At 53.9% G+C, this 24,142-nt stretch carries 22 protein-coding genes; 7 read left to right on the top strand and 15 right to left on the bottom strand.

The window, feature by feature from the left end; all coding sequences use genetic code 11:
• Nucleotides 1–20 precede the first annotated feature (20 nt).
• Together CIK78_RS16100 and CIK78_RS16095 are read right to left on the bottom strand one after the other, a co-directional pair.
• Nucleotides 21–1,100: an ATP-binding protein gene (locus CIK78_RS16100; protein ID WP_096281926.1), complete on the bottom strand. Its 1,080-nt coding sequence runs from the start codon at nucleotides 1,098–1,100 to the stop codon at nucleotides 21–23.
• Nucleotides 1,097–1,831: a response regulator gene (locus tag CIK78_RS16095; RefSeq protein ID WP_096282422.1), complete on the bottom strand. Its 735-nt coding sequence runs from the start codon at nucleotides 1,829–1,831 to the stop codon at nucleotides 1,097–1,099. The genes CIK78_RS16100 and CIK78_RS16095 overlap by 4 nt, the downstream gene beginning before the upstream one ends.
• A gap of 196 nt (nucleotides 1,832–2,027) precedes the next feature.
• On the opposite strand from CIK78_RS16095, the gene CIK78_RS16090 reads away from it, so the two are divergent.
• The 4 genes from CIK78_RS16090 to CIK78_RS16075 all read left to right on the top strand — a co-directional run bounded on the left by CIK78_RS16090 (nucleotide 2,028) and on the right by CIK78_RS16075 (nucleotide 9,453).
• A complete protein-coding gene (locus CIK78_RS16090; RefSeq protein ID WP_096281925.1) occupies nucleotides 2,028–3,188 on the top strand; it encodes an efflux RND transporter periplasmic adaptor subunit in 1,161 nt (386 codons plus the stop codon).
• Between the two features lie 18 nt (nucleotides 3,189–3,206).
• The gene (locus CIK78_RS16085) at nucleotides 3,207–6,326 is read left to right on the top strand and encodes a multidrug efflux RND transporter permease subunit (protein WP_096281924.1); all 3,120 of its coding nucleotides are present in this window, start codon (nucleotides 3,207–3,209) and stop codon (nucleotides 6,324–6,326) included.
• 118 nt (nucleotides 6,327–6,444) lie between these two features.
• The gene (locus CIK78_RS16080; RefSeq protein WP_096281923.1) at nucleotides 6,445–7,959 is read left to right on the top strand and encodes an MFS transporter; all 1,515 of its coding nucleotides are present in this window, start codon (nucleotides 6,445–6,447) and stop codon (nucleotides 7,957–7,959) included.
• A gap of 294 nt (nucleotides 7,960–8,253) precedes the next feature.
• A complete protein-coding gene (locus CIK78_RS16075; protein WP_096281922.1) occupies nucleotides 8,254–9,453 on the top strand; it encodes a Bcr/CflA family efflux MFS transporter in 1,200 nt (399 codons plus the stop codon).
• A 125-nt stretch (nucleotides 9,454–9,578) separates the two neighbouring features.
• On the opposite strand, the gene CIK78_RS16070 is transcribed toward CIK78_RS16075, so the two are convergent.
• The 7 genes from CIK78_RS16070 to CIK78_RS16040 all read right to left on the bottom strand — a co-directional run bounded on the left by CIK78_RS16070 (nucleotide 9,579) and on the right by CIK78_RS16040 (nucleotide 16,349).
• Nucleotides 9,579–11,081: a tripartite tricarboxylate transporter permease gene (locus CIK78_RS16070; protein WP_096281921.1), complete on the bottom strand. Its 1,503-nt coding sequence runs from the start codon at nucleotides 11,079–11,081 to the stop codon at nucleotides 9,579–9,581.
• Nucleotides 11,081–11,533: a tripartite tricarboxylate transporter TctB family protein gene (locus tag CIK78_RS16065; protein ID WP_176483417.1), complete on the bottom strand. Its 453-nt coding sequence runs from the start codon at nucleotides 11,531–11,533 to the stop codon at nucleotides 11,081–11,083. Before CIK78_RS16065 ends, CIK78_RS16070 begins: the two co-directional genes overlap by 1 nt.
• A 53-nt stretch (nucleotides 11,534–11,586) precedes the next feature.
• A complete protein-coding gene (locus tag CIK78_RS16060; RefSeq protein ID WP_096281919.1) occupies nucleotides 11,587–12,558 on the bottom strand; it encodes a tripartite tricarboxylate transporter substrate binding protein in 972 nt (323 codons plus the stop codon).
• Between the two features lie 74 nt (nucleotides 12,559–12,632).
• Nucleotides 12,633–13,334 carry an RraA family protein gene (locus CIK78_RS16055; protein WP_096281918.1) on the bottom strand — a complete coding sequence of 234 codons (702 nt, stop codon included), beginning with the start codon at nucleotides 13,332–13,334 and terminating at the stop codon, nucleotides 12,633–12,635.
• Nucleotides 13,331–14,302 carry a hydroxyacid dehydrogenase gene (locus CIK78_RS16050; RefSeq protein ID WP_096281917.1) on the bottom strand — a complete coding sequence of 324 codons (972 nt, stop codon included), beginning with the start codon at nucleotides 14,300–14,302 and terminating at the stop codon, nucleotides 13,331–13,333. Before CIK78_RS16050 ends, CIK78_RS16055 begins: the two co-directional genes overlap by 4 nt.
• Nucleotides 14,299–15,135 (bottom strand): citryl-CoA lyase, encoded by an 837-nt coding sequence (locus tag CIK78_RS16045; protein WP_096281916.1) that lies wholly within the window; start codon nucleotides 15,133–15,135, stop codon nucleotides 14,299–14,301. The genes CIK78_RS16050 and CIK78_RS16045 overlap by 4 nt, the downstream gene beginning before the upstream one ends.
• Nucleotides 15,132–16,349: a CoA transferase gene (locus CIK78_RS16040; RefSeq protein ID WP_096281915.1), complete on the bottom strand. Its 1,218-nt coding sequence runs from the start codon at nucleotides 16,347–16,349 to the stop codon at nucleotides 15,132–15,134. Before CIK78_RS16040 ends, CIK78_RS16045 begins: the two co-directional genes overlap by 4 nt.
• 169 nt (nucleotides 16,350–16,518) lie before the next feature.
• On the opposite strand from CIK78_RS16040, the gene CIK78_RS16035 reads away from it, so the two are divergent.
• Nucleotides 16,519–17,202, top strand: coding sequence for an IclR family transcriptional regulator (locus CIK78_RS16035; RefSeq protein ID WP_096281914.1), 684 nt, complete (start codon nucleotides 16,519–16,521; stop codon nucleotides 17,200–17,202).
• A gap of 182 nt (nucleotides 17,203–17,384) precedes the next feature.
• On the opposite strand, the gene CIK78_RS16030 is transcribed toward CIK78_RS16035, so the two are convergent.
• The 4 genes from CIK78_RS16030 to CIK78_RS16015 form a co-directional block, all read right to left on the bottom strand.
• A complete protein-coding gene (locus CIK78_RS16030; RefSeq protein ID WP_096281913.1) occupies nucleotides 17,385–17,681 on the bottom strand; it encodes a DUF1330 domain-containing protein in 297 nt (98 codons plus the stop codon).
• 21 nt (nucleotides 17,682–17,702) lie between these two features.
• Nucleotides 17,703–18,212 (bottom strand): hypothetical protein, encoded by a 510-nt coding sequence (locus CIK78_RS16025; protein WP_096281912.1) that lies wholly within the window; start codon nucleotides 18,210–18,212, stop codon nucleotides 17,703–17,705.
• A 115-nt stretch (nucleotides 18,213–18,327) separates the two neighbouring features.
• The gene (locus tag CIK78_RS16020) at nucleotides 18,328–19,632 is read right to left on the bottom strand and encodes a sorbosone dehydrogenase family protein (protein WP_096281911.1); all 1,305 of its coding nucleotides are present in this window, start codon (nucleotides 19,630–19,632) and stop codon (nucleotides 18,328–18,330) included.
• Nucleotides 19,629–20,057, bottom strand: coding sequence for a DUF2231 domain-containing protein (locus CIK78_RS16015; RefSeq protein WP_096281910.1), 429 nt, complete (start codon nucleotides 20,055–20,057; stop codon nucleotides 19,629–19,631). The genes CIK78_RS16020 and CIK78_RS16015 overlap by 4 nt, the downstream gene beginning before the upstream one ends.
• Before the next feature lie 314 nt (nucleotides 20,058–20,371).
• Here CIK78_RS16015 and CIK78_RS16010 point away from each other — a divergent pair, with 314 nt between their 5' ends.
• Together CIK78_RS16010 and CIK78_RS16005 are read left to right on the top strand one after the other, a co-directional pair.
• Nucleotides 20,372–21,553 carry a Xaa-Pro peptidase family protein gene (locus CIK78_RS16010; RefSeq protein WP_096281909.1) on the top strand — a complete coding sequence of 394 codons (1,182 nt, stop codon included), beginning with the start codon at nucleotides 20,372–20,374 and terminating at the stop codon, nucleotides 21,551–21,553.
• Nucleotides 21,554–21,605: 52 nt separating this feature from the next.
• Nucleotides 21,606–23,021: a Na+/H+ antiporter NhaC family protein gene (locus CIK78_RS16005; protein ID WP_096281908.1), complete on the top strand. Its 1,416-nt coding sequence runs from the start codon at nucleotides 21,606–21,608 to the stop codon at nucleotides 23,019–23,021.
• Between the two features lie 19 nt (nucleotides 23,022–23,040).
• Here the strand turns inward: CIK78_RS16005 and CIK78_RS16000 are convergent, their stop codons facing one another.
• Both CIK78_RS16000 and CIK78_RS15995 read right to left on the bottom strand, forming a co-directional pair.
• Nucleotides 23,041–23,937, bottom strand: coding sequence for a LysR family transcriptional regulator (locus CIK78_RS16000; RefSeq protein WP_096281907.1), 897 nt, complete (start codon nucleotides 23,935–23,937; stop codon nucleotides 23,041–23,043).
• The gene (locus CIK78_RS15995) at nucleotides 23,870–24,142 is read right to left on the bottom strand and encodes a helix-turn-helix domain-containing protein (protein ID WP_255249128.1); all 273 of its coding nucleotides are present in this window, start codon (nucleotides 24,140–24,142) and stop codon (nucleotides 23,870–23,872) included. The genes CIK78_RS16000 and CIK78_RS15995 overlap by 68 nt, the downstream gene beginning before the upstream one ends.

Here is a 24,142-nt window from a genome sequence, read left to right as displayed (position 1 = left end):
GAAGCTGGTTCATTCAAAAATCACGCACTATGTGATGGGGTGGGCCAGCGCAATTCGAAACAAGATCCACCTTCATCAGAGGGGTAGCATCTGGCCTCGCCATGGTGGGCTCTTGCAATCGCCGCGACTACCGCCAATCCGAGTCCACTTCCTTGCTTGTCTCTTGGCATACCACTGTCAACGTCTCGCGCATGCCGAAATGCCTTGAAAATCTGAGAAGCATATTCCTGCGGTATGCCTGGGCCGGTATCTATAACACGTAAAACACACCACCCATCATCCTGGCGCGTTTCGATGATAAGCGACCCTGGTGATGCATGCTGGCGAACGTTTTCCAGCAACGCAAGCAACGCCTGACGGATACGAACTGGGTCGCAGTACACGGTGCCCGATTGCAGATCAAAGATTGGATAATGTTTTGATGCATTCAGAGCATGCCTACAAAACTCAACGACTGATTCAATTTCAGCAGAAAGGTCACATTGCTTGATCTCAAGGTTCAGATGACCGCTTTCGGCTAAGCTTACGGCGCGAAGGTCTTCAATCAATTGTGCCATGCCATCGATTTGGGTAAGGAGACTCAGAAACTGGGATTTTTCGGGGGGAAATACGCCTTCTGCCAAGCCTTGCAGGCGTCCGCGTAAAATAGTAACCGGTGTACGCAGCTCATGAGCAATAGCTGCGTTCCAGAAAGTCATTTCCTTGGACATACGCTGTAATTGATCTGCCAAGGCATTGAAGTCGTTGGCTAACACAGCGGCCTCACCTAACGAGCGATCACCCGTAGTGGCGCGTGCGTCCAGGTCGCCTTGCGCGACGCGACGGATGCTTGCTGTTACGGAGTTTAGGGGTACCAGAATGCGACGCGCCAAGTGAATACCTACTATCACGGCGAACGTCAAACCAATCAACGTTGTGATAATGAGCCAAGCCCACTCTGGCCCAGCCGGAAACATGCTTGGATCGTTAATCGACCCCTGCCAAAAATGGAAGGCAATGAAATAGAACACATAAGAGGTCACCACGACTAGCAGCGTTATCCCAAAAGCCATCGCTGCCATGGTTAACGCGATTGTGCGGCTCAATCCGATGAGTTTCATTCTGTTCCCCACAGCCGATACCCAACGCCACGTATACCAACGGGTATGCCTCTCACATCGACGTCTTCCAGTTTTTTACGCAGCTTACTTATATGGCTGTCGACAGTGCGCTCAAGCGCCTCGCCCTCGGGTAGGCAGGTGGCTAACAGCTCAGCGCGGGTGCACACTTTTTTGGGCGCGCGTGCAAGGTGCGTCAGCAATCTGAATTCTGTGAGCGTCAACGCAAGGCTGTGCGAGTCTCCATCCACTTGGACGAAGGCTTCGTGTTGTTCCAGGTCGATCTCAAAGGGGAAAACCCTAAGTACATGGGATTGGTGGCTGGCATCAGCCATGGTGCGCCTTAACACTGCCTGAGTGCGTGCGACGACCTCGGCAGGGTTAAACGGCTTGACGACGTAGTCATCGGCACCAAAACGCAAACCCATCAGTTTATCGATATCCTGATCCATGGCGGTCAACATGATGACGGGTGTCTCACCACGATGGCGAACCTCTGACAGCACCTGCCAACCATCCATTTTAGGCATCATTACATCAAGTAAGACGAGATCGGGTTTCATCGACAAGTGCATTTCCAATGCTTTGCGTCCATCTTCTGCGTAGATGGTTCGGAGGCCTGCTCGTTTCAGATAAGCCTGAAGAATATCAGCGATCTCAGGCTCGTCTTCGACTATGAGAACCAGTGCTTGTAGGGCAGGAGAAGAGCTGGGCGACTGATGAGTCTTGGACATGTAAGTGCCTAATGAAACATTCATTGTATTCTCCATCATATCTACACATACCGTCGACGTGAATACCACGCTACAGCGATATAGTCCCCTTCAATTCTATTAGTAGGCAAATATTTGCCTATTTCTGCAAGAACTATGCATGAAGAGCTATTCATGAAGAGCTATGCATGAAGGACTATGCCTGAAGGAACTATCCATGACGATCGGCCCCTTTTACCGTAACGGTGGCTTCTGTGCCTTGCTGCTAACCGTGCTAACCGCCTGCGGTCCAGTTGAGCAAGCAGTCGCGCCGCCTCCTGCCCGAGTCTCTGTTGTGACTTTGGAGCCTGTTAGATTGGAGCTGACCGAAGACTTGCCGGCTCGGGTCGTGCCTTTTCAAGTGGCGGAAATTCGTCCGCAGATCAGCGGGATTGTCCAACGCCGCCTTTTCGAACAAGGAACCGACGTGAGTGCAGGGCAGCCACTATTCGAAATCAACCCAGCGCCGTTTCGCGCGGAGGTGGAAACGGCAGAAGCCGCTTTGCAGAAGGCTGAAGCCGAGCTTGCGCATGCCCGTTCGCAGTCAGCCCGGTTGGAGTCGCTGGTCAGGGGGCAGTCGGTGAGTCGCCAGGCGTATGACGATGCCGTCTCCAACAGTCAGCAAGCCGCCGCTGAGGTGGCCCAAGCGCGTGCCACGCTGTCGCGCCGCCGCCTTGACTTGGAATTCTCCACGGTGGTGTCCCCCATTGCAGGCCGAATTGATCAGGCGTTGGTAACGGAGGGAGCGCTGGTGGCCAGCAGCGATAGTACGCCCATGGCCCGTGTTCAGCAGATCGATAAAGTCTATGTTGATGTTCAGCGCTCGGCTTCCTCGCTCGACTCGCTTCAAGACGCGATGGCGGCGCAACCCTCCCTCGACAGTGGCTTACCGGTCACTATCCTCGGCAGCAACGGCACACCCTACGATGTGACTGGACACCTTCTTTTTTCGGGAATCAATGTGGACACCAGTACAGGTGACATTTTGCTGCGAGTCCTCGCAGACAACCCCGAACGGCGCCTGTTGCCCGGTATGTTTGTACGTGCCCGCGTGCCGTATGCAAGCTATGGCGCTGCGTTGACGGTGCCGCAACAGTCCGTGGTGCGCATTGGCGGTAAGCCTTACGTGTGGTTGATTGGTGCCGGCGACAAGGCGGTGATGGTCTCAGTTGAGCTTGGTGAATTGGCGAACGGTCGTTATCGGGTGAAAACGGGAGTGACAGAAGGGCAGAAGGTCGTCGTCGAGGGTATAGAGCGACTGGCGGATGGGGGCGAGGTCAGCGCGACTGATTGGAACATGCCTATGCCTCTCAACGCCTCAGCGGCATCCTCTCACTAAGTTCTAGGAGTATCCGCAATGCCCCAGTTCTTCATCCAGCGCCCAGTCTTCGCATGGGTGGTCGCGCTGTTTATCATCCTGTTGGGCGTGCTCGCCATTCCGCAGTTGCCGGTTGCTCACTACCCCTCGGTAGCACCCCCTTCGGTGACCATCACCGCAACGTATCCCGGCGCCACACCGCAGACCATGAACGATGCGGTGCTCAGTCTCATCGAACGCGAACTATCCAGCGTCAAGAACCTGCTGTACTTCGAGTCGTCGGCCGACGCTTCTGGATCGGCTTCTGTCATCGCCACATTCAAGCCCGGGACGAATCCAGAGCTGGCCCAAGTGGATGTGCAGAATAGACTCAAGGCAGTCGAGCCTCGGTTACCACAGGTGGTGCGTCAGGATGGGCTGAGCGTAGAGTCAGCGTCATCCAGTTTTCTGATGATCGTGGGGCTGAATTCTGAGGATGGGCGCTTTGATGAGCTTGCCCTGAACGATTATATGGCGCGCAATATCGTCGAAGAGCTGCGCCGCATTGACGGTGTCGGTCGTGTTCAGTTGTTCGGTGCTGAGCAGGCGATGCGAATCTGGATAGAGCCGGAGATGCTGATGGCTTTCGGCTTGTCGGTGAATGATCTCTCGACCGCGATCATGGAGCAGAACACACAGATTGTGCCGGGTAGCATCGGTGCATCTCCGGCGCTACCCGGCCAAAAGGTGTCCTCGCTGTTGACCGCGCAGGGGCAGTTGAGCACGCCGGAAGCGTTCGCCGCTATCGTACTTCGCGCTAATGTCGACGGCTCCAACGTGGTGTTGGGCGACGTGGCGCGCGTTGAGTTGGGTGCCCAATCCTACGGCTTCTCCAATCGTGAGAATGGCCAGCCAGCAACGGCAGCGGCGATACAGCTGGCACCTGGGGCCAATGCGGTGCGCACGGCGGAAGGCGTGCAGGCGCGTTTGGCTGAGTTAAACCAGGCGCTGCCTGCGGGCATGAGCTCATCGATCCCCTTTAATACCGCCCCGTTCGTAAAGATGTCTATCGAGAAGGTCATCCATACGCTGATTGAGGCAATGGCATTGGTCTTTCTGGTGATGCTGTTGTTTCTACAGAACATCCGTTACACGCTGATTCCCGCACTGGTTGCGCCGATTGCGTTGTTGGGAACTTTCACGGTGATGCTGCTGGCAGGTTTCTCCATCAACGTGCTGACGATGTTCGGCATGGTGTTGGCGATTGGCATCATCGTCGATGACGCTATCGTGGTGGTCGAGAACGTTGAGCGCATCATGGCGAAAGAGGGGTTATCGCCAAAGGACGCCACCATCAAAGCGATGAAGGAAATCACGGGCGCGGTGGTGGGCATCACTCTGGTATTGACGGTGGTGTTTATTCCGATGGCCTTCTCAAGTGGCTCGGTCGGTGTGATCTACAAGCAATTCGCGCTGGCGATGGTGGTCTCGATTCTGTTCTCGGCGTTTCTGGCGTTGACGCTGACACCAGCGCTATGCGCCACCCTTCTCAAACCCATTAAGCCGGGTCACCACGACAAAAGGGGCTTCTTCGGCTGGTTCAACCGGGCGCTTAACCGTATGACCACCCGTTACGAGTCGCGAGTAGGGCGGCTCGTCGCCCGCAGCGGTCGGTTCATGCTGGTGTTTGTGGTCATCGCAGGCGTGCTGGTGTTCGCTTTTCGCCAGTTACCTTCGGCTTTTTTGCCGGAAGAGGATCAAGGCTATTTCATGACCAGTATCCAGCTACCCGCCAATGCGACGACTGAGCGCACTTTGGATGTGGTCAAGGCGTATGAGTCGTTCGTCATGGCGCGCCCTGCAGTGGACGGCAATATGTCTATTTTGGGTTTCGGGTTCTCAGGGTCCGGCGCGAATACGGCGCTAACCTTCACCACCCTAAAGGAGTGGGGGCAGCGCGACGGCGCTACGGCGGCTAGTGAAGCGGAAGGGGCTCAGGAAGCCATGAGCCAACTGAACGAGGGGACGGTGATGAGCATGTTGCCTCCGGCCATTGATGAGTTGGGAACCAAGTCCGGCTTTACGATGTTCTTGCAGGATCGACGCAACCAGGGGCCGGCCGCCCTCAAGGCTGCCGAGACATCGCTGCTGGAGCTGTCGGCGCAGAGCAAGGTAGTCAGTGACGTCTATTCCGACGGCCTGCCGGAAGGTGCGAGCATTCGTCTTGATATTGATCGTCAAAAAGCCGAAGCGCTCGGGGTATCGTTCGCCAACATTAGCGAAATTCTGTCGACTGCGATGGGGTCGTCATACATTAACGATTTCCCGAATGAGGGGCGGATGCAGCAGGTGATTATGCAAGCGGATGCGTCGGCACGCATGCAGGTCGGCGACGTGCTCAAGCTTCACGTGCGTAATAGCAGGGGAGGCATGGTGTCCATGTCAGAGGTAGTTACCCCAGTGTGGGACGAAACACCGCTACAAATGGTGCGCTATCTGGGCTATCCCGCCACCAGCATTTCCGGGAGTGCGGCTGCGGGCGCCTCCACCGGTGACGCGATGGCTGAAATGGAGCGTCTGGCGCAGCAACTTACGCCCGGCTTCGCCGTGGCCTGGACGGGGCAGTCCCTTCAGGAGCGCCAGTCCGCTGCCCAGGCACCCATGCTTGTTGCGCTGTCAATCCTGGCGGTGTTTCTGGTGTTAGCCGCTCTCTACGAAAGCTGGACCATTCCACTATCGGTCATACTGGTTGTCCCGCTGGGGTTGCTGGGGGCGGTGGCCGCCATGTTGCTGCGTGACCTGCCTAACGATGTCTTCTTCAAAGTCGGTATGGTCACCGTGATCGGGTTGTCTGCGAAAAATGCGATTCTGATCGTTGAGTTCGCAAAACAGTTGCGTGGGCAAGGTAAGGGGCTGATGGAGGCCGCGGTGGAAGCCGCCAGCCTGCGCCTGCGTCCGATTCTTATGACCTCACTCGCTTTCGGTTTGGGGGTAGTGCCGTTGATGGTCGCGTTTGGCGCCAGCGCCAAAACTCAGCATGCGATAGGTACGGGGGTGTTCGGCGGTATGGTCAGTGGGACGCTGCTGGTCATCCTCTTCGTCCCGGTGTTCTTCGTTTTCGTAATGGGCCTTCAGGAGCGAGTTAGTGGCTGGAGAGCTCATAACGGCAAGGCACCTTAATGCCATGCGGTGACAGGCTTTTGCCTGTCGTGCTAACGCTGTCGGCGCTCTCTGTGCCAGCCGTCCTGCCAGTGGCAGCGTTGGAAGTTACATCCATTATTTAGGAGTTAAGTGTCTAATGCTTTCTGCTATCCCACAACGTTGGCTAGTGCTGTTTGCCGTCATGCTGGCGTTCCTGCCTGTTGTCATCGACATGACGATTCTGCACGTCGCGGTACCTGTGCTGACGCCAGCGCTGGGTGCCACTGGTACTGAGGTGCTGTGGATCATCGATATTTATCCGTTGTTGATGGCGGGCATGCTGGTGCCGATGGGCACCCTGGCTGACCGCGTCGGTACACGCCGTGTGTTGCTGACCGGGCTTTTCGTGTTCGGGGTGGCGTCACTCTTGGCGGCTTTCTCGACGACATCCGCCCAGTTGATTGGTGCCCGAGTGCTGCTCGCCATTGGCGGATCGATGATCATGCCCTGTGTTCTGGGCGTCATACGCAAAACCTTCGAAGACGAGCGCGAGCGTGCGATGGCGCTTGGCTTATGGGGAACGGTGGGGGCCGCAGGCGCAGCAGTGGGCCCATTGATTGGTGGCGCCTTGCTGGAAAATTACTGGTGGGGTTCGGTATTCCTCATCAATGTGCCCATCATGTTAGTGGTTGCGCCGGTCGCCTATGCACTGCTGCCGCGCCGCGAGGCTACGACACCCGGCAAATGGGCGTTCGGTCAGGCCCTGATCCTGCTTGTTGGCATCATCGCGGTGGTCTATGGCACCAAGTCTGGGATGGGAGCGGGACAGCCGCTGTGGCGGGCTGGATTAGTGCTCTCCCTGGGATTAGTGATGCTGGCTTGGTTTACACGTATCCAGTTGCGCTCGCCGGTGCCGATGCTGGACTTATCGCTATTTCGCCATCCGGCCATCGTCGCTGGCATGGTGATGGCGTTAGTGGCTTCTGGCGCACTGGCAGGCGTCGAGCTGACGCTGGCGCAAGAGCTCCAATATGTGCTGGGCAAGACGCCGCTGCAGGCTGGCCTTTTCATGGTGCCTATCATGGCGGCCGCAGCAGTAGGTGGGCCCGTTGCCGGTTACTTGTCCAACCGGTTTGGCTTGCGGCTGGTTGCTAGTATGTCGATGGCGTTCGCGGCAGCTGCTTTGGCCTATATGGCACATGCTGACTTCCACGCACCTGACTGGACCGTACCAACAGCGTTGGCCGTGCTGGGGTTAACTCTTAGCATCGGTCTGACCGCTTCTTCGATTGCTATTATGGGGGCAGTGGACGCCAGTAAAGGAGGGGCTGCAGGCTCTTTGGAAGCCACTGGCTATGAATTGGGCAGCGGGCTCGGCATCACCCTGTTCGGGGTTTTCATGGCCAGCGTGTACACCAACACCATCGCGCTGCCGTCACCCTTGGATCCAGCCCTCGGTGCACAGGCCGCACGCTCAATCAGCGACAGCATCGTTGTGGCACAAGGGCTGGCCGCAGATCAGGCGGAGGCACTCATCAATGCCGCGAAGGCGGCATTCTCCACCACGCACTCTATCTTGCTAACCACTGCTGCAATTCTCATCGCTTTGCTGTCGGTGGTGGTGTTTCTAATGCTGGGTGGCTACCAAGACAAGCCAGGAGCGCACGAGTGATGGTGGTCGGATTCCGGCATATCCATGCGTTACTAGCCACGGCATTAGCTGCTAAAGTAAATGTTGCGGGCTGCCATGGTGGCCCCATCTATGTGTCCCGCCCATCGAACAGTTGATCAACAGTCGCCTTACCTTCGCAGCCCTGCTAGTGAGCCGCCTACCGGTGATTGAGACTGCCGGCGTGTTTTGTCGATTACCGTCCAGTAGCGTATACCTCATGATTGCCTTGATAGCGACACTCGGTATCATATACCTAAGGTTGTCTATCATTACGCCCTTTGACCGCGAGCTTCTATGACCCAATCTAAAACGCCCTTCATTGTGGTGCTGAGCCTGGCAATGACCATGATGCTGGGCCCGTTTTCCATGGATACGTATCTGCCGGCCTTTCCGGTCATCGGCGAATCGCTGGGTATTTCTCAGCAGGCGGTATCGCTAAGCGTTTCCGTGTATGTATTCGCGATGGCGGTGGGGCAGTTGATCGGCGGTGCGCTTTCAGACCGTTTCGGGCGACAGCGGGTGCTGATGAGCGGGCTGGCGATTTTTGCGCTTTCAAGCATCGTCATCGGCATGTCGGATTCCTTGAACATGCTGCTCGTCGGGCGGGCCGTTCAGGCTCTTGGCGCCGGTTTTACTTTGGTATCTGTGCCGGCACTGGTGCGCGACCGGGTGGCGGGCCGCGACGCCGCGAAACTGTTCTCGATGATGGGCTTTATCATGGTGTTGGCACCGGGCATTGCCCCGAGCGTGGGCAGCGCGATTCTATCAATAGGCTCCTGGCACACTATTTTTTTCGCCTTGGCGGTATACGCGGTGCTGCTGGTGCCGTTGCTGGTGCGGGTGCTGTTTACCGGCACGGGCAAGGTGTCTCGAGTGAAAAGCCCTAAGATGAGCCTGCTGGCGCGTTACAAGCTGGTACTGTCGACAAAGCAGGCGCTACCGTTCATCGTTTGGCAGGCCGCATCTTTTTCTACCCTAATGATGTTCATCACCTATGCGTCATTTATCTATCAGGGGCATTTCGAACAGTCGCCCTCAAGCTTTTCGGTGCTGTTTGCGGCGAACATCGTCGCGATGCTTATCTTCAATATTCTCAATCGTGTTCTGCTTTCCAGGCTGCCGTCGCTGCGCATTCTTCAGTTGGCGACGGGCTGTCAGGCGGTCGGCATACTCTTGCTGCTGATGGCTGCCTTCATGGACTGGTCAATGTACGCTTTCCTGGCCGCCATGATGCTGACCATCGGCACGGTGGGGGCGATCTCACCGAATATCCAAGCCTGCTTTTTGGAGTACTTTCCCACCAGTGGTGGAACGGCCGCCGCGCTTCTGGGGGCCGCCCAGTTCGGTGTTGCCGGGCTGCTGAGCGCATTGTCCGCCATGTTGCCGCATTCGCTTGAAGCGGTCATTCTGGCCATGGCCGCCTGTGGTTTGGTGGCGTATCTGATGCTTGGCCGCTCTATCATCAAAGGGCGTGCCGCCGTCGAGGCGCCCTAGAGCAGGCGGCAAGCCCTTACGTGTTTGGCCATTAAGGCTGCAAATGCAAACACCCCGCTTTTAAAGGCGGGGTGTTTGCTCTTTACGCTTCTTCAATACCATCAACAATAAACACGCGGTAATCTTTAGCCTTGAGTAAGCGCGCGGCGTGCTTTAAGCGTGGAAAAAAAGCTCCATAGCATGATAAAGGCAGCAATGGAGAGGATGGTTGCGCTAATAGGCCTATTAATGAAGGTCGCAAAATCACCCGATGAGAGCAGCATGGCGCGGCGGAAGTTGTCCTCCATCATCGGCCCTAGTACAAAACCCAAAATGAGGGGCGCTGCAGGGAAAGCCAGTTTGCGCATTAAAACGCCCAGGGCACCGAAGATCATCACCAGTAGCACATCAAAGGCACTGTTATTGACGCTGTAGGTGCCCAGACAAATGAACATCAATACGACTGGAAAAAGAAGATGATAAGGAACGGCAAGCAGGCGCACCCATACTCCAATAAGGGGGACGTTAAGAATGACCAGCATAATATTGCCGATCCAGAAGCTCATGACCAGCCCCCAAAAAAGGCTGGGCTCCTCTGTCATCAAGGCGGGCCCTGGCGTAACGCCATGGATGATGAGCGCACCTAACATTAATGCCATTGTCGGGCTGCCGGGTATACCCAAGGCCAGAGTTGGGATGAAAGACGTTTGGTCAGCTGCGTTATTGGCGGATTCTGGAGCCATGATGCCTTCAATTGCCCCTTTACCAAATCGGCTTGGATCTTTGGATGAGCGCTTTTCCACCGCATAAGCGATGAAGGCAGCGAGTGAGGGGCCTGTTCCCGGTAGGGCGCCAAAGAATGAGCCGATGCTTGAGCCACGCAGCATCGGGAGCCACGAACGTCGCATGTCATCCCGTGTAGGTTTCATGGCGCGTAGCGTCAAGTCAGACGATTTAAAGCGGTTTGCCTTAACACTGCCAACGCTAATAATGAGTTCCGCGACCCCAAACACTCCCATGGCAAGCGCTACAAGGCTAATGCCGTCACCGAGTTCCGGGATACCAAAAGCAAAGCGTTGTGTGCCTGTGTAAACGTCGGTACCGATACTACCCAGGAAAATGCCTAGCATGACCATGACGAACCCTTTGACTGCCGAGCCATCAGCAATACCGGTCGCCGCAATTAGCCCAAGCAGCATTAATGAGAAGTACTCAGCGGGGCCCATGCTCAGTGCATATTGTGCTATCACTGGTGCGAATAGCGTCAGGATGACGATGCCGATGGAGCCGCCAACGAAAGAGGCCACTGTAGTCATAAAGAGGGCTACGGCACCACGACCTTTTTGCGCCATAGGGTAGCCATCCAAACAGACCACCGCATTGGCAGGCGTGCCTGGCACGTTAAGCAGGATAGACGCCGTGCTGCCACCGTAACTCGTGCCGTACCATATTCCCGCCAGCATTATGAGTGCTGATGTCACTTCCATATGAAACGTTATGGGAAACAACATGGAAATGGCTGCTAAAACGCCAACACCAGGTATAACGCCAAGTAATGTTCCTAGAAACACGCCAACAAAGCAGTAAAACAGATTGCTAAGTGAAAGCGCTGTATGCAGGCCAAGCGAAAGATTGCCAAAAAAGTCCATTAGAATGCCCACCTGAAGATCGGTATGTTCATGCCAAGTGCCAAGCGGAAGATCAAAATGGCTGCCAGGATGAGAAAGGCGATGAGTGCCAAAACCGTCTTAATTCGCAGCTGCTTATCGGCAAGCGAAGTGATCAGTGTTAACAGGAAAATTGCAGGCACTAAGCCAACACGTGGTACGGCGAGAGAGAAGAGCAAGATTCCGCCGAGGATTGCAGTCAGTGGACGCCATTCAATGCTAGGCATCGGAAAACGCGGGCGCGATGCGCCTCCAATGGAAAGCATTATTCCCAGTAGGGCAATAATCAATCCTATGCCCATAGGAACCATGCCAGGCCCCATGCGCTGAAGTGTCCCCAGGTTATAATGCGTAGAAGCATAGGCGGCAATGATAAGGCCAAGGGCTGCCAGTGCCATTCCCGTAATAATGTCAACAATATCGCGATTTAGCATAATGATGTCTCCCATAAGGCCGAGCAAATAAGTAAATGCCCGGCCTTAAATGATCACTCCACTGTCGCGCCCGAGGTGCTGACGGCTTCAGCCCAACGCTCATACTCGGCCTGCAGATAAGCCTCAAGTTCATCAGCAGAGCCGCCCTCTACCGTACTGCCTTCGCTCTCTATCGTTTCGATCAGGCGCTCATCCTGAAGGGCCTGATTGATAGCGGCGTTAAACGTTGCGACTACATCGTCAGGAAGACCGGCAGGACCGACCACCGCTTTCCAATCGGAGGCTTCAAAACCTTCATAGCCTAATTCGGCTATCGAGGGAACATCGGGTAGCGCCGCGTTACGCTCAGCCGAGGTAACCGCTAACGCTTTTAATGAGCCTGATCGGATATGCGACAATAAGCTGGGAAGGCTGGCAGTAACAAAGTCCACATGCCCGCCAATGGCGTCCGTTACTGCTTGGGCCGCACCGGGGTAGGGTACATGCATGAACTCTACGTCTGCTTGGTCGCTAAATACTTCCATTGACAGGTGACTTACCGTGCCAGAGCCGGGCGTACTCATGGACACTTTGCCGGGGTTTTCTCTGGCGGCGGCGACTAAAGATTCAAAATCTTCGTAGGCCGAGTTCTGGTTAACGGCTAGAACCATGGGTTGAGAACTAATTAGCGCAATAGGCGTAAAATCATTCAATGAGTCATAGGGAATGCTGGCGTAAAGTGTCGGGTTAATCGCCATGTTAGACGTTTGCCCCATGCCCATCACCTGCCCATCATTTTTAGCACGAGCGAGTTGTGAAAGGCCGATGTTGCCGCCCGCTCCGCCTCGGTTCTCAATAACGAAGTTCCATCCTTGCTGCTCGGAGAGCTTCTCCGTTAGTACGCGTGAGGCAAAATCGGTACCTCCACCGGCGGAGAAGGGCACAATAAAGTCGATGGATCCTTTGGGATAGGATTGGGCCATTCCTACAGCCGGAAGTATAAGCAATGCAGCGCAGGCGATAGATTTTAAGGCGTTGTTTTTCATAGCGTGTTCCTTGTTTATGTTGTCGTACGGCTTATTGTTGTGTGCTGAAGTAACGTTGTATGCTGACGTAGTAGCTAAAGCGGACAGCCTTTCTTACGCAGGATGGAATCGAAGCGCTCGCGGTCGATCTTGCCGGTTTCATTCTGCGCACGTATGCGCGCTTCTTGCTCTGCCTGGGACTGACACAGGCTTAAAATCGCCTCGGCTTCACTAGCGGGGATAGCGATAACGCCGTCAGCGTCACCCAGAATTAAGTCGCCAGGCATCACTGTCATGCCCGCACATGAAATGGGCGTATTTATCTGGCCAGGGCCGTCCTTGCTGGGGCCACGGTGAACATGGCCGCGGGCGTAAACGGGTAAAATGCCTTCGGCCCATTCAGCGACGTCGCGCAGCGCGCCATCAATTACGAAGCCACCCAGTTGGCGGGCAATCGCTGTTGTGCGCATCAGGCCACCGATCACTGCGGTGGAAAGGTCGCCGCCCCCGTCGATAACGATAATGTCGCCTGGTTGGGCGCGTTGTATTGCGACGTGCACCATGAGGTTGTCACCTGGGCGGGTGCGTACCGTAATAGCCGTACCACACATGGTGAGCCCAAGGTCGTTGTGATAAGCGCTAAGTCCTACTGCGCCCGTATGGCGCCCCATCACATCGCCTGCATGAGCGACTGGCACTTGCTTAAAGGCGGTCAGCAGCTTTTGCGTTAGCGTGGTTTGACGTGGTTGAACAGCAAAGCCAGCAGGCCAGTTTTCGCCATCAAGAGTCGTGCTCATTGAGTTATCTCCAGTAAGTGTTCGTTGACGATGCGTCCATGCGCAGGGGGATGCCCTGCCAGCAGTGCCAAGGCATTTTCGGCAGCGGCACGGGCAGTCAGTGCTAGCGCTGCATCGCTATTGCCGCCTACATGTGGAGTGAGTACCACTTGGGGTAAGCGCAGAAGAGGATGGTTTTCGGGAGGAGGCTCAATGTTCAAGGTGTCCAGTCCTGCGCCCTTTAGACGGCCAGCCATGATGGCGTCGGCCAGGGCATTCTCATCAATGAGCCCACCGCGTGCGGTATTGATCACAATGGCACCCGAGTGGAGCTTCGCGAGTGCTGCGGCATCAATTAGGTTTTGGGTAGAGGGCAGCAGCGGGCAGTGCAGAGAGAGCACATCGCTACTGGTTAGCAAGTCGTCTAGGCTAGCCGCCTTAAAAATACCTTCTGGCATGGCTTCAAGAGCGGGGTCATAGGCGATGACGCGCATACCAATGGCATTGGCCATTCGGGCGACATGGCGTGCGATGGTGCCGCAACCCACCAGTCCCAGCACGCGGCCTGAAAGCTGTAAGCCAGGAGTTTGTCGCGGCCATTCTCCGGCACTGATACGTTGGCCTAGATCCGAGACATTACGCGCCACGGTGATCATCAGGCCTATGGCTAGCTCAGCGACTGATTGCGCGTTGGTATCACCGACGACTGTCACAGGAATGCCCAGCTCAGCCGCTGCTTGAATATCTACCGCGTCATGGCCTACGCCATGGCGGGATATCGTGCGCAGCCCTTGGCAGGATGCAATGGTTGCTTTGTTCAGCGTGAGCGTGCGTGCGATGACGGCGTCAATGGGCTGGCTGGCCATTATCTCACCCAGGCTATCTTCCTCCCCTTTGGGGATGAATAGCAGGCGGCAGCCTGCTTGCTCCAGCACATCCCTGCCTTCATCAGCCAGGCGTGGGGCTGTCACCAGAATCGTATAACTCATGGCTGGTCGCCTTCCTGCTCAACACTACGGGGAGCATGGCCGGTATAGGTCCAGGTTTCGGTGCGGGGGAGTGGGCCTTTATTGCGCTCAGGTCGCTGCATCTGTTCCCAGGCATGGCTCATGATGCCTACCGAACGAGATAGCACGAACAGACCACGACATAGCGCTGGTGGAAATCCTAGTGCTGCATAAATAGCGCCGGTTGCACCATCCACATTCATTGGAATTACGCGACTGCGGCCTTGGGATATCTGGCGCTCAACTTCTTCTGCAATATCGGCAAAATGCGTATTGATGCTGTTGTCGGCAGTGGCGCGTAGAACCTCCATCAATTTTGGAGCACGCGGGTCTTTGGGATGGAAGCGATGCCCGAATCCTGGGATATAGCGCACGCCACGTTCTTTAAGCTTGGCAAGCTCGGTATGAGTGGCGGAGGTAATATCCTCACCAGCTTCACAGCGTGCCTGGATAGCGTTATATAGCGCCACGCACTGCTCGCCCGCCCCGCCATGTACATCGCCTAGTACGTTGGCTGCAGAAGCCATGGCGTTGTTGATGCCTACACCACAGGTGGAGGCTATGCGCGCAATGGCGATAGATGGCGCTTGTGGCCCGTGGTCAATGGCGCTCATCAGTACCGTGCTTAACAGAGAGGCTTGGGCTGCACTGGGTAGATCGCCACGTAGCATCAACCAGATCATTTCCGGGAAGCCGACCTTGCCAATCAGATCCTCAATAGCGTAGCCGTGGTAGCGGATTATGCCGGGGTGCATTTCTATGATATCGGTAGACCACCAGTCTTCACCGGCGGTACGGCGGTTCTCTTCATTCATTTTTCCGTCTCTTTGGTTGTTATGTCTGGATGAGTGAAGGCGGCGCGTGCGGCAGCGTCATAGCCGAGCTCTGCAAGAATCGCATCGGTGTCCTGACCCAATGTGGGAGGCGGAGTTTTGGGTTCAGGGTCGCCGCTGCCCAGGCGAAAACCTGAGCGCACGACTGAAAGGTTTGTCTGGCCGATAACATTTGGGAAAGTGCGTGTTAATTCGCGCTCTTTTACTTGGGGGTGGCGAAGCGCCTGGGGAACGGTGAGCACTTCTCCTGCGGGTATGCCATGGGCATTCATGCGTGTTGCCCACTGCTCCGCAGAGGCGGTTTGTAAGGCGGTTTCCAGCTCGGCGGTTAGAGCGTTACGATGACGCTTGCGTTCTTCGCGCAGTTGAAAACGTGGGTCGGAGATCAAGTCCACGCGCTCAATCAACTGACACAGAATCTCGAACTGTTCTTGCTTATTCGCTGCGATGTTCAACAAACCATCACCAGTGCGGAAGGTGCCGGATGGTGCCGCCGTTGTATTTTGGTTTCCCATAGGCATTGGCTCAATGCCACACGTCAGCCAGTTGGACACCACCCAGCCCATAGTGCCCATCATCGATTCCAGCATGGATACATCAATGACCTCACCGTGCCCGGTTTTATGCCGTCCGACCAAAGCGCTTGAAATGGCGAAAGCTGCGGTCATACCACCGATGGTGTCGCAAACGGGGTAGCCAACGCGCAGTGGTGCAGACGTTTCATCGCCTGTCACACTCATTACTCCGGAAAGACCCTGGATGATCTGATCGTAAGCAGGGTTTTTCGCCAGTGGACCGGTTTGTCCAAAACCTGAAATAGCACAGTAGATCAGGCGTGGATTAAGCGCTTGCAGGCTCTCATGGCCAAGGCCAAGCCGGTCCATTACGCCAGGGCGAAAGTTTTCGACCAGTACATCGGCGGTCTGTACCAGTTTGCGAAAAGCCTGCTTACCTTGGTCGGATTTTAAGTTGAGTTCGATCGAGCGCTTGCCGGCATTTTGGGCGAGAAATGAAACCCCCATCAGCTGGGCATTTAGTTCGGGGTCGGCTCCTAGCTGGCGGGCCAAATCTCCACTGCCGGGCTGCTCAACTTTGATGACATCGGCACCTTGCTGAGCTAACTGATAGCAGCAGTAAGGACCAGCAAGTACATTGGTTAGATCCAGTACCCGAATCCCTTCTAACAAATCAGACATGGGGGCTTGCCGAATGCTGTAATTTTGATGAGCACCATAATGGTTCCTTTTTGTTCTGTCAGGCATAATGGTGTTCTTTATGGCAGAACGTTTTTGGCATGTCAAATCTGTTCTATTTTAAAATTTATTCGTTCTGTCAGGTAGAACTAAGTGCAAATGGAGGTGTAGCTTGGTCCAAAAGCAAAATCGAGTAGAAGCTGTTGAGCGTGCTTTAACGATCCTGGAAGCGTTTACGGATCAGGAGAGATCGCTATCGCTCGTTACGTTAGCGGAGCGTACCGGGCTGTATAAAAGCACTATCCTTCGGCTGATAGGATCTTTGGAGCGCTTTGGCTATATCGTGCGTGAAGGCGATGGCACCTATGCTTTAGGCCCCAGCCTGTGGCGGCTAGGGAATCTATTCCGCCATACCGGCGATATGGGTGAGCTGATTCGCCCACAGCTGGCTCACTTGGTAGAGCAAACTCAGGAAACGGCATCGTTCTTTATCCGCTTGGGTAGCCAGCGCATGTGCCTTTATCGGCTTAACTCGCCAAAGCCTGCTCGGCATCATCTGGATGAAGGCGCGCTACTACCTATCGACCGGGGTGCGACAGGCCGCGTTCTTTTGGCGTTTAATGGGGAAGAAGGCGCGTTTTATGACGATATCCGTGCTAAAGGCTATGCCTTCTCGAAGGGCGAGCGGGACCCGGATGTTGCTGCCATAGCACTACCTGTACTTGATCGGCATGGAGTAATGCGAGGCTCAATATCCGTTTCTGCGTTAATTACCCGGCTAACCGATGAAAAGGTCGAATCAACAGTTGCACTACTCCAAGCGAGCTGTGACGCCTTGCGTGAGACCATGCCTTAGATAGTGAAGGGGGCCTGCTCTTTGGCTTCTTGCTGTGATAGAAAAAAGGATATTCAGGCTATCGTTTGAAGCGAAATTTTTTGGATGGAAAGTAAAGAAAATAGTAACGTAGGAAACAGAAAGGGCCATTCGTTAAACGACGAATGGCCCTTTCTGTTTCTAAGCGCTACTGCAAAAAGGCTTTACGCTTCTTCAATACCATCAACAATAAACACGCGGTAATCAGCCCCAAGGAAGCGGTGCTTGCGGGCTTCCTGGTAGGCGGGGCTTTGGTACCAGGCGCGGGCGGCGGCCATATCGGGAAAGCGTAGAATCACAGCGCCTTCCATCGAGCTGCCTTCCATTACTTCAACGTCGCCGTAGAAGGCGAGTGGTTGCGGGTCGTGGCCTTCGCGGGCCGCTTTGGCCTTTGTGGCGTATTGCTCCATTTCCTGGGCGTCGTGAGTGTGTTCTCGGGTGAGTACGACATAAGCGGGCATTACATTATCCTTACGTAGCGGTTAGTGCTGCTCGGTTTCAGGCTCGATCACGATTTCTTGCTCTAGCCGCTTTTCTTCTAGCGTTGCTAAAGCAATTTGGTAGCAATCTTCGATATGGCGGTTGCCTATGTACTTCATGGACGTGAAGCTAATGCCGCCAGCCACAGCGCTACCGATGAAGGGTACGAACTTGGTCGTCCCTTTTGCGACCATCTTGACGCCCATCTTTTGAAGCAGCGATAGAACCAGTTTTTTCGTGATGTACTTCCCGGCCATCTTGCTGCCTACATTGGAGATCGCCGTCATGACCATTATCTTGGATTCTGTATCCAAGTTTTCAATCTGCTCAGGCGTTAAGCCAAATTTATCATTAATCTTCGGAATGAGCCTTAGCAGCAGGGTCACGTCCGACCCCAAATCCAGGCCTGGGATGGGAATGACGGCAGCGCCCGCTGAAAGCGTTGAGCTCTTTGTTACCATTGAGTAACAGGACTTTTTAACTTTTTCGAGCTCTTCTAATGATTCGATCATATAAGTCCCTCTGTAGAGAAACAGCGTTGTTGATCACCCGCTACTGTGATTTTTCCAGCGGGAAAAGCGGCAGCCATATTGGCTGCCACCTTACTCATCGCGCTAGAGAATAGCGTTACTCATTACCGTCGTACGTCACGCGCCAAATGGCATTCGTTAGGTCATCAGCGATAATAAGGGCGCCTGCCGGGTCAATAGTGACACCCACCGGCCTACCGCGGGTTTGGCCATCTTCGGTGAGAAAGCCGGAAACAAAATCAATCGGGTCGCCGGAAGGGCTGCCGTCACTGAAGGGCACAAAGACCACCTTGTAGCCAACCGGGTCTGAGCTGTTCCAGCTGCCGTGTTCGCCGACAAACGCGCCCTCAGCGAACGCATCACCCATTTCAGGCGTTGAGAAAGTAACGCCAAGTGGCGCTCTGTGCGAGCCAAGGCTGTAGTCCGGCGCAATCGCGGATGCGACTTTGTCAGGGGCTTGCGGCTGAACGCGCGTATCGACGTTCTGCCCCCAATAGCTGTAAGGCCAGCCATAGAAGCCGCCGTCCTGAATGGAGGTGAGATAGTCAGGCACTAAGTCTGGGCCGAGTTCATCGCGCTCGTTCGCCACTGCCCAAAGCTGATTGGTCTCTGGCTGAATGGTCAGCGCCGTGGGGTTGCGCACGCCAGTAGCGTAAGCACGATGAGCGCCGGTTCGCGCGTTAATTTCCCAGATTTCAGCGCGGTCGACCTCGGCTTCCATGCCTCGCTCGGTGATATTGCTATTGGAGCCAATACCAACATAAAGAAAGCGCCCGTTAGCGCTAGCGGTCAGTGATTTGGTCCAGTGGTGATTAATCGCCGACGGAAGCAGTGTCACGACTTCTGGTGGGCCGCTGGCTTCGGTCTGACCTTCCTCATAGTCGAAACGGACAAGCGCATCTTGGTTGGCGACGTAAATGTTGTCATCCACCAATGCTAGCCCGTAAGGCGCGTTGAGATTCTCGGCAAACACCGTTTGCTCTTCATAGGTGCCGTCACCATCAGCGTCACGCAGCAGCGTTAGCCGATTACCACTCTCAACCGAGGTGGTGCCGCGTGCCTGAATTAATCCAGCGATAAAATCCTTCGGTCTTGATTTTGGCGCTTCACCGCCGCCTTTGCCTTCTGCCACCAGAATGTCGCCATTAGGGAGCACGATAGTCTGGCGCGGTACTTTCAGATCGGTGGCGATCGCCGTGATCGAATAGCCTTCGGGTACGATGGGCTGTTGATCGCCCCATTCTGCTTGTTCAGGCACGGTCATGTTAGGCAACAGCCCGCGCTGCGGCTCGGGCAGCGTCGGGTTAGCGCCATACGGCTGTTCCGATTGAGCGACGCTGCTGCCACTGGCTCCCAGTAACACCGAAAGCGTGCTGACATAAACGAGATTAGACACTTTCATGGCTTACCCTCGGCGCTGAGACGTGAGAAACCGACCCAAGTCGCCGCGCAAGCCAGCACGGTAACAACGATCGAAAGAATTAAGCCGGTCGGCATCATGGCCCAGGCATCTCGTGCATGAACCAGCGCGTTAATAAAACCAACGAACCACGTGATCAGCAGCAGGGCAACGTAAATCAGCGAAAGGCCACGACGGCCGTCAGCGCTGAACAGGCCAATAAGGGCGGCGAGCAACGCCAAGCCGTTGAAAACGAGCCCTCCTGCAATAAGCCAGGAAGAAAAGGTGCTCCACTGTATATGGAAGTTCGATGAGTAGGCGTAATCGCTCAGCGCGGCGCCCAGGAAAAGGGGAATCATTCCGGCAAGCAGTACGGCATGAAGCGGATGTAACCCGCGTCGATAAGTGCGGTCGGCGGTGGCTATCACGGCAATCTCCTTATGCTGATCAAGCTAATGGATGTACCTGAAATGTTAGCTGCTCGTGCCAAAACACGTCAGGGAACGACGTCATATTCGTTAGTGCGCAGTATAGTTGACGCATGGCATTCTGACCAAAGTGAAGCTGGGGGGGCGGCGGCCTACCTCCATTCATCGTCGATAAATCACGGAGGTAGTCTAACAGGGAACCAAACGCAACTATCTTTGATATCTAAAAGATATCGAGCGACATTAACTTAGTATTTTACCCCTACTGGAAGGCGCTGATAGCTTCTTGAAGTGACTTTCTCAGGAGCTTGAGCATGATTTTGGAAATTTCCGTTTCAGAAATTAAAGGTAGACAAGAAACTTTTTTAACTAATTTAAAGAATAAGGGCTGTGATGCTGCCTTGCTCTTTAGCGTTACCGATATTTTCTATCTCACTGGGTTTAACTTTCGTCCTTCAGAAAGGCCCATGGCTCTTATTGTGGATGGGAAGGGCGCGTTTAGTCTGTTTGTTCCTAAAATGGAAGTTGAGCATGCGCGAGAATACGCCGTTATTACCGATACGTTCGATTATCCTGAGTACCCGGGTATTACGCATCCGATGGAGTATCTCAAGCAGGTGCTGCAAGATAAAAATTTCAGCGCTTTAAGCGTTGGCGTCGATGCTGAAGGTTATGGTTCTGCCAAGGGATACGCTGGCCCCGCCATTACGGCGTTAGTGTCGTTTGCTAAGAAGGTATCTATTAAGGGCGTCGTCGAAGAACAGCGTTATATCAAGTCGACGACTGAAATCGAGTTAATTAAAGAGTCGGCGCGCTGGGGGAATCTCGCTCATAGCTTGCTTGCTAAATATACCCTGGCAGGCGGGCGGGAAATGGAAGCGGAAAGCCGCGCCACGCAGGAGGCAACCAAGGCGATGTTTGAAACCTTGGGCGCTGGGTACCGGCCCTACGGTTCGCCTGCGCATGCGTTCTACCGTGGACAGATTGGCCCGCACTCCGCTTTTCCTCATTCGCAAAACCAGAACGCCCTGTTTAAGAAAGGCTATAACGTCGTTTCTCAGGCAGCCTGTGATGTGTGGGGCTACAAGAGTGAACTGGAACGCACCATGTTCATTGAAGAGGCGTCTAAGGTGCAGGAGGAGTTCTTCCAGCACATGTATGAGGCGCAGGAAGTGGCTTTCAAAAACATCAAGCCGGGCATTCCTGCTTCAACCGTGGAGCAAGAAGTGCAACGGTACTTTAAAGATAATGGACTAACGCAATACGTTAAACATCATACCGGTCACAATATGGGGCTTTTAAACCATGAAGCGCCGTTTTTTGATCTAGGCGATCACACTCTTCTGCAAGCTGGCATGGTCTTTTCGGTTGAGCCTGGGCTGTATGTTGAAGGCTTGGGTGCTTTTAGACACTCCGATACTATCGTGGTAACGGAAGATGGCATGGATATGATTACTTATTTCCCCAGAGATTTTGAGTCGTTAATTATCGGTTAACAAATAGGGCAAGGCTATTTACCTTGCCCTTATAATTTTTAGGGAGATAAAAATGAAAAAAATAGAACCTGATACGCAGGCACTTAAAAAGAAGAAAAGCTTACCTGATTCTTATGTGATTCTTTTTGCGATGTTGGTGGTAGCGTCTATCTCGACGTGGTTTATTCCTGCAGGAAGCTTTGAACGTACCACCGAAGGCAGCGTTGCGATGGTGGTGCCAGACAGCTATGTATCGCTTCCATCTACCCCGACCACGCTTTACGATTTTTTTCTTTCGATACAGTCAGGCCTAACCGACTCGGCGGGCATCATATTTCTTGTGCTGACGATAGGCGGCGCTTTTGCCATCTTGGATTATACTGGCGCCATTCAAGCGGGAATAATGCAACTGATCAAAAAAACACGTGATAGGAAGTATGCGTTGATCGTTGTTGTATCGATCGCCTTTTCAGCTGCGGGCTTTATTGGGGCGTTACAAACCGCAGTTATCGCCTTTATTCCTATTGGCATCATTATTGCGAAAGCATTCAAACTCGACGCGATAGCGGGCGTCGCTATTATCTACCTAGGGGCTTATGCAGGCTATACGATTGGGGGGCTGGACCCTATCACGACCGGGTTTGGGCAAGAGATAGCAGGACTCCCGGTTTTTAGCGGCCTTTGGTTCCGTTTTCTCGTTTATCTTTGTATTTTAGCGTCTACTGTCCTGTACTTATGTCATTACATTTCGAAAATTTCAAAAGATCCCAGCCGGTCTGTGCTTGGAGCTATCCCGTTTCCTGCGGAAGTTGAAAATACCAATACAATTCCAGATGAATTCAACAGCAAACATAAGGTGGTACTGGGTTATTTCACGACCTGTATGGTCGGTTACATTGTGGGTGTGTTTAATCTAGGTTGGGGCCTTAATGAAATGGCGGCGCTGTTCCTGGTAATAAGCCTGGGGACCGCTGTCATCGACAAGATATCGGCTAATCAGTATGTGACGCTTTTTGTAAAAGGAGCGCAGGGCATGCTGTATGCGGCCTTGATTGTGGGTCTGGCCCGAGCCATTGTCGTCGTGCTTAGTGACGCCAATGTGTTGGATACTATCGTCAACTCAATGGCTATTTTACTGCAGCCATTATCAAGCATATTTGCGGCGTGGGGGATGTATGCCTTTAACTTGGCGTTCAATCTGATTATTAGCTCTGCAAGTGGCCAGGCAGCTATTGTGATGCCTGTTATGGCACCGTTGGCAGATACGATTGGCTTGACTCGGCAAGTGGCTGTGTTGGCCTATAATTTTGGTGATGGGTTTACCAATATCATTACGCCTACTTCGGGTATTTTGATGGCCAGTATAGCGATTGGCGGAGTGCCTTGGGTCAAGTGGCTCAAGTTCGTATTTCCCTTGCTGTTAATTTGGATGGCCATTGGTGCTATAGCGCTTGGCATCGCAGTCGCGATCAATCTCGGTCCATTTTAACGTCGGTAGGCACGCTCGGTTATTCGATCGTGCCTGCTTTGAGTCCCTGCTTTATATACTGAATAAAAAAGCCTGCTGTATCGGTTAATAGGTTGGGATTCCAGGCCATCGAACTGATTTTTTTGACATCTGAGCTGATGTCCTTATACACCACGTGTTCGTTTTTAATGTATTTGGCGGAATGGGGGAGTAGCGTAATGCCCATTTCAGCGGCGACCAAGGCGACCAATGTTTGCTGCTCTTGGGCGGTTTGAATGACGTTGGGCATAAAGCCATGGTCTTTGCAGAGTGACATGATGGCATCGTAGTAACCATGCCCCGCGCTTCTAGGTGTCATAACCCAGTTTTCATCGCAAAGTACGCTCACGTCGATAACGTGATCGGCATCCGCCAAGTGGTGGCTTTTGGGTAGGCAGGCAATGAAACGCTCCTCCAATATGACGAGACTCTCGATTCTTTTATCGGCTACAGGGGAAACCAGGAAACCGATATCGATTGTGCCATGGATAAGCCCTACGATCTGGTCATAGGTGGTTAATTGCTGCAAGCGTATATCGACCCCAGGGTGGTGTCGCTTGAAATCTTTCACAATGATGGGGATAAGGTGAAACGACATGGTGCCACTAAATCCGATTGAAATGGCACCTTCTTTTCCTTGAGCGATTCTTTGAGTGAACTCGATTTCTTTATCTAAATTGGCAATGCATGCTCTAGCAGCTTCTAAAAAATGTTGACCTGCCGGTGTAATCTTAACTTCTTTATTATTCCTAATGAGCAACTGAACGCCAATCTCTTCTTCAAGATATTTTATTTGATTACTTAACGGCGGCTGAGAAATATTGAGTAACTTAGCGGCGCGCCTGAAATGCAGCTGCTCCGCTACCACGATAAAGTATCGTAAGTGTCTCAGTTCCATGATGTTCTCTCGGTTGTCGTTCAACGCTAGCCTGGTTGCTGATTATAATACCTTCATCGGTCGGGTAGCGCAGTGACACTAGCGACGTCTTGCTGCCCGCATGTTTATAGAGTGTACGGCTCGATATGCCAGCTGAGTGTGTTAACCGGTTCATGCCGGTGGCAGTGAATCCGTGCCAATCAAATAGGTGTTCTGCTGTAGAAAT

Origin of the sequence: Halomonas sp. JB37 (assembly GCF_002332255.1) — a bacterium.
Classification (GTDB): domain Bacteria; phylum Pseudomonadota; class Gammaproteobacteria; order Pseudomonadales; family Halomonadaceae; genus Vreelandella; species Vreelandella casei.
This window is presented reverse-complemented; position numbering and strand designations above follow the sequence as displayed.

Excerpts from the sequence above, each read along its gene's own strand:
- CIK78_RS16100 (WP_096281926.1), bottom strand. The coding sequence starts at position 1,100 with ATGAAACTCATCGGATTGAGCCGCACAATCGCGTTAACCATGGCAGCG.
- CIK78_RS16095 (WP_096282422.1), bottom strand. The coding sequence starts at position 1,831 with ATGTCCAAGACTCATCAGTCGCCCAGCTCTTCTCCTGCCCTACAAGCA.
- CIK78_RS16090 (WP_096281925.1), top strand. The coding sequence starts at position 2,028 with ATGACGATCGGCCCCTTTTACCGTAACGGTGGCTTCTGTGCCTTGCTG.
- CIK78_RS16085 (WP_096281924.1), top strand. The coding sequence starts at position 3,207 with ATGCCCCAGTTCTTCATCCAGCGCCCAGTCTTCGCATGGGTGGTCGCG.
- CIK78_RS16080 (WP_096281923.1), top strand. The coding sequence starts at position 6,445 with ATGCTTTCTGCTATCCCACAACGTTGGCTAGTGCTGTTTGCCGTCATG.
- CIK78_RS16075 (WP_096281922.1), top strand. The coding sequence starts at position 8,254 with ATGACCCAATCTAAAACGCCCTTCATTGTGGTGCTGAGCCTGGCAATG.
- CIK78_RS16070 (WP_096281921.1), bottom strand. The coding sequence starts at position 11,081 with ATGGACTTTTTTGGCAATCTTTCGCTTGGCCTGCATACAGCGCTTTCA.
- CIK78_RS16065 (WP_176483417.1), bottom strand. The coding sequence starts at position 11,533 with ATGCTAAATCGCGATATTGTTGACATTATTACGGGAATGGCACTGGCA.
- CIK78_RS16060 (WP_096281919.1), bottom strand. The coding sequence starts at position 12,558 with ATGAAAAACAACGCCTTAAAATCTATCGCCTGCGCTGCATTGCTTATA.
- CIK78_RS16055 (WP_096281918.1), bottom strand. The coding sequence starts at position 13,334 with ATGAGCACGACTCTTGATGGCGAAAACTGGCCTGCTGGCTTTGCTGTT.
- CIK78_RS16050 (WP_096281917.1), bottom strand. The coding sequence starts at position 14,302 with ATGAGTTATACGATTCTGGTGACAGCCCCACGCCTGGCTGATGAAGGC.
- CIK78_RS16045 (WP_096281916.1), bottom strand. The coding sequence starts at position 15,135 with ATGAATGAAGAGAACCGCCGTACCGCCGGTGAAGACTGGTGGTCTACC.
- CIK78_RS16040 (WP_096281915.1), bottom strand. The coding sequence starts at position 16,349 with ATGTCTGATTTGTTAGAAGGGATTCGGGTACTGGATCTAACCAATGTA.
- CIK78_RS16030 (WP_096281913.1), bottom strand. The coding sequence starts at position 17,681 with ATGCCCGCTTATGTCGTACTCACCCGAGAACACACTCACGACGCCCAG.
- CIK78_RS16025 (WP_096281912.1), bottom strand. The coding sequence starts at position 18,212 with ATGATCGAATCATTAGAAGAGCTCGAAAAAGTTAAAAAGTCCTGTTAC.
- CIK78_RS16020 (WP_096281911.1), bottom strand. The coding sequence starts at position 19,632 with ATGAAAGTGTCTAATCTCGTTTATGTCAGCACGCTTTCGGTGTTACTG.
- CIK78_RS16010 (WP_096281909.1), top strand. The coding sequence starts at position 20,372 with ATGATTTTGGAAATTTCCGTTTCAGAAATTAAAGGTAGACAAGAAACT.
- CIK78_RS16005 (WP_096281908.1), top strand. The coding sequence starts at position 21,606 with ATGAAAAAAATAGAACCTGATACGCAGGCACTTAAAAAGAAGAAAAGC.
- CIK78_RS16000 (WP_096281907.1), bottom strand. The coding sequence starts at position 23,937 with ATGGAACTGAGACACTTACGATACTTTATCGTGGTAGCGGAGCAGCTG.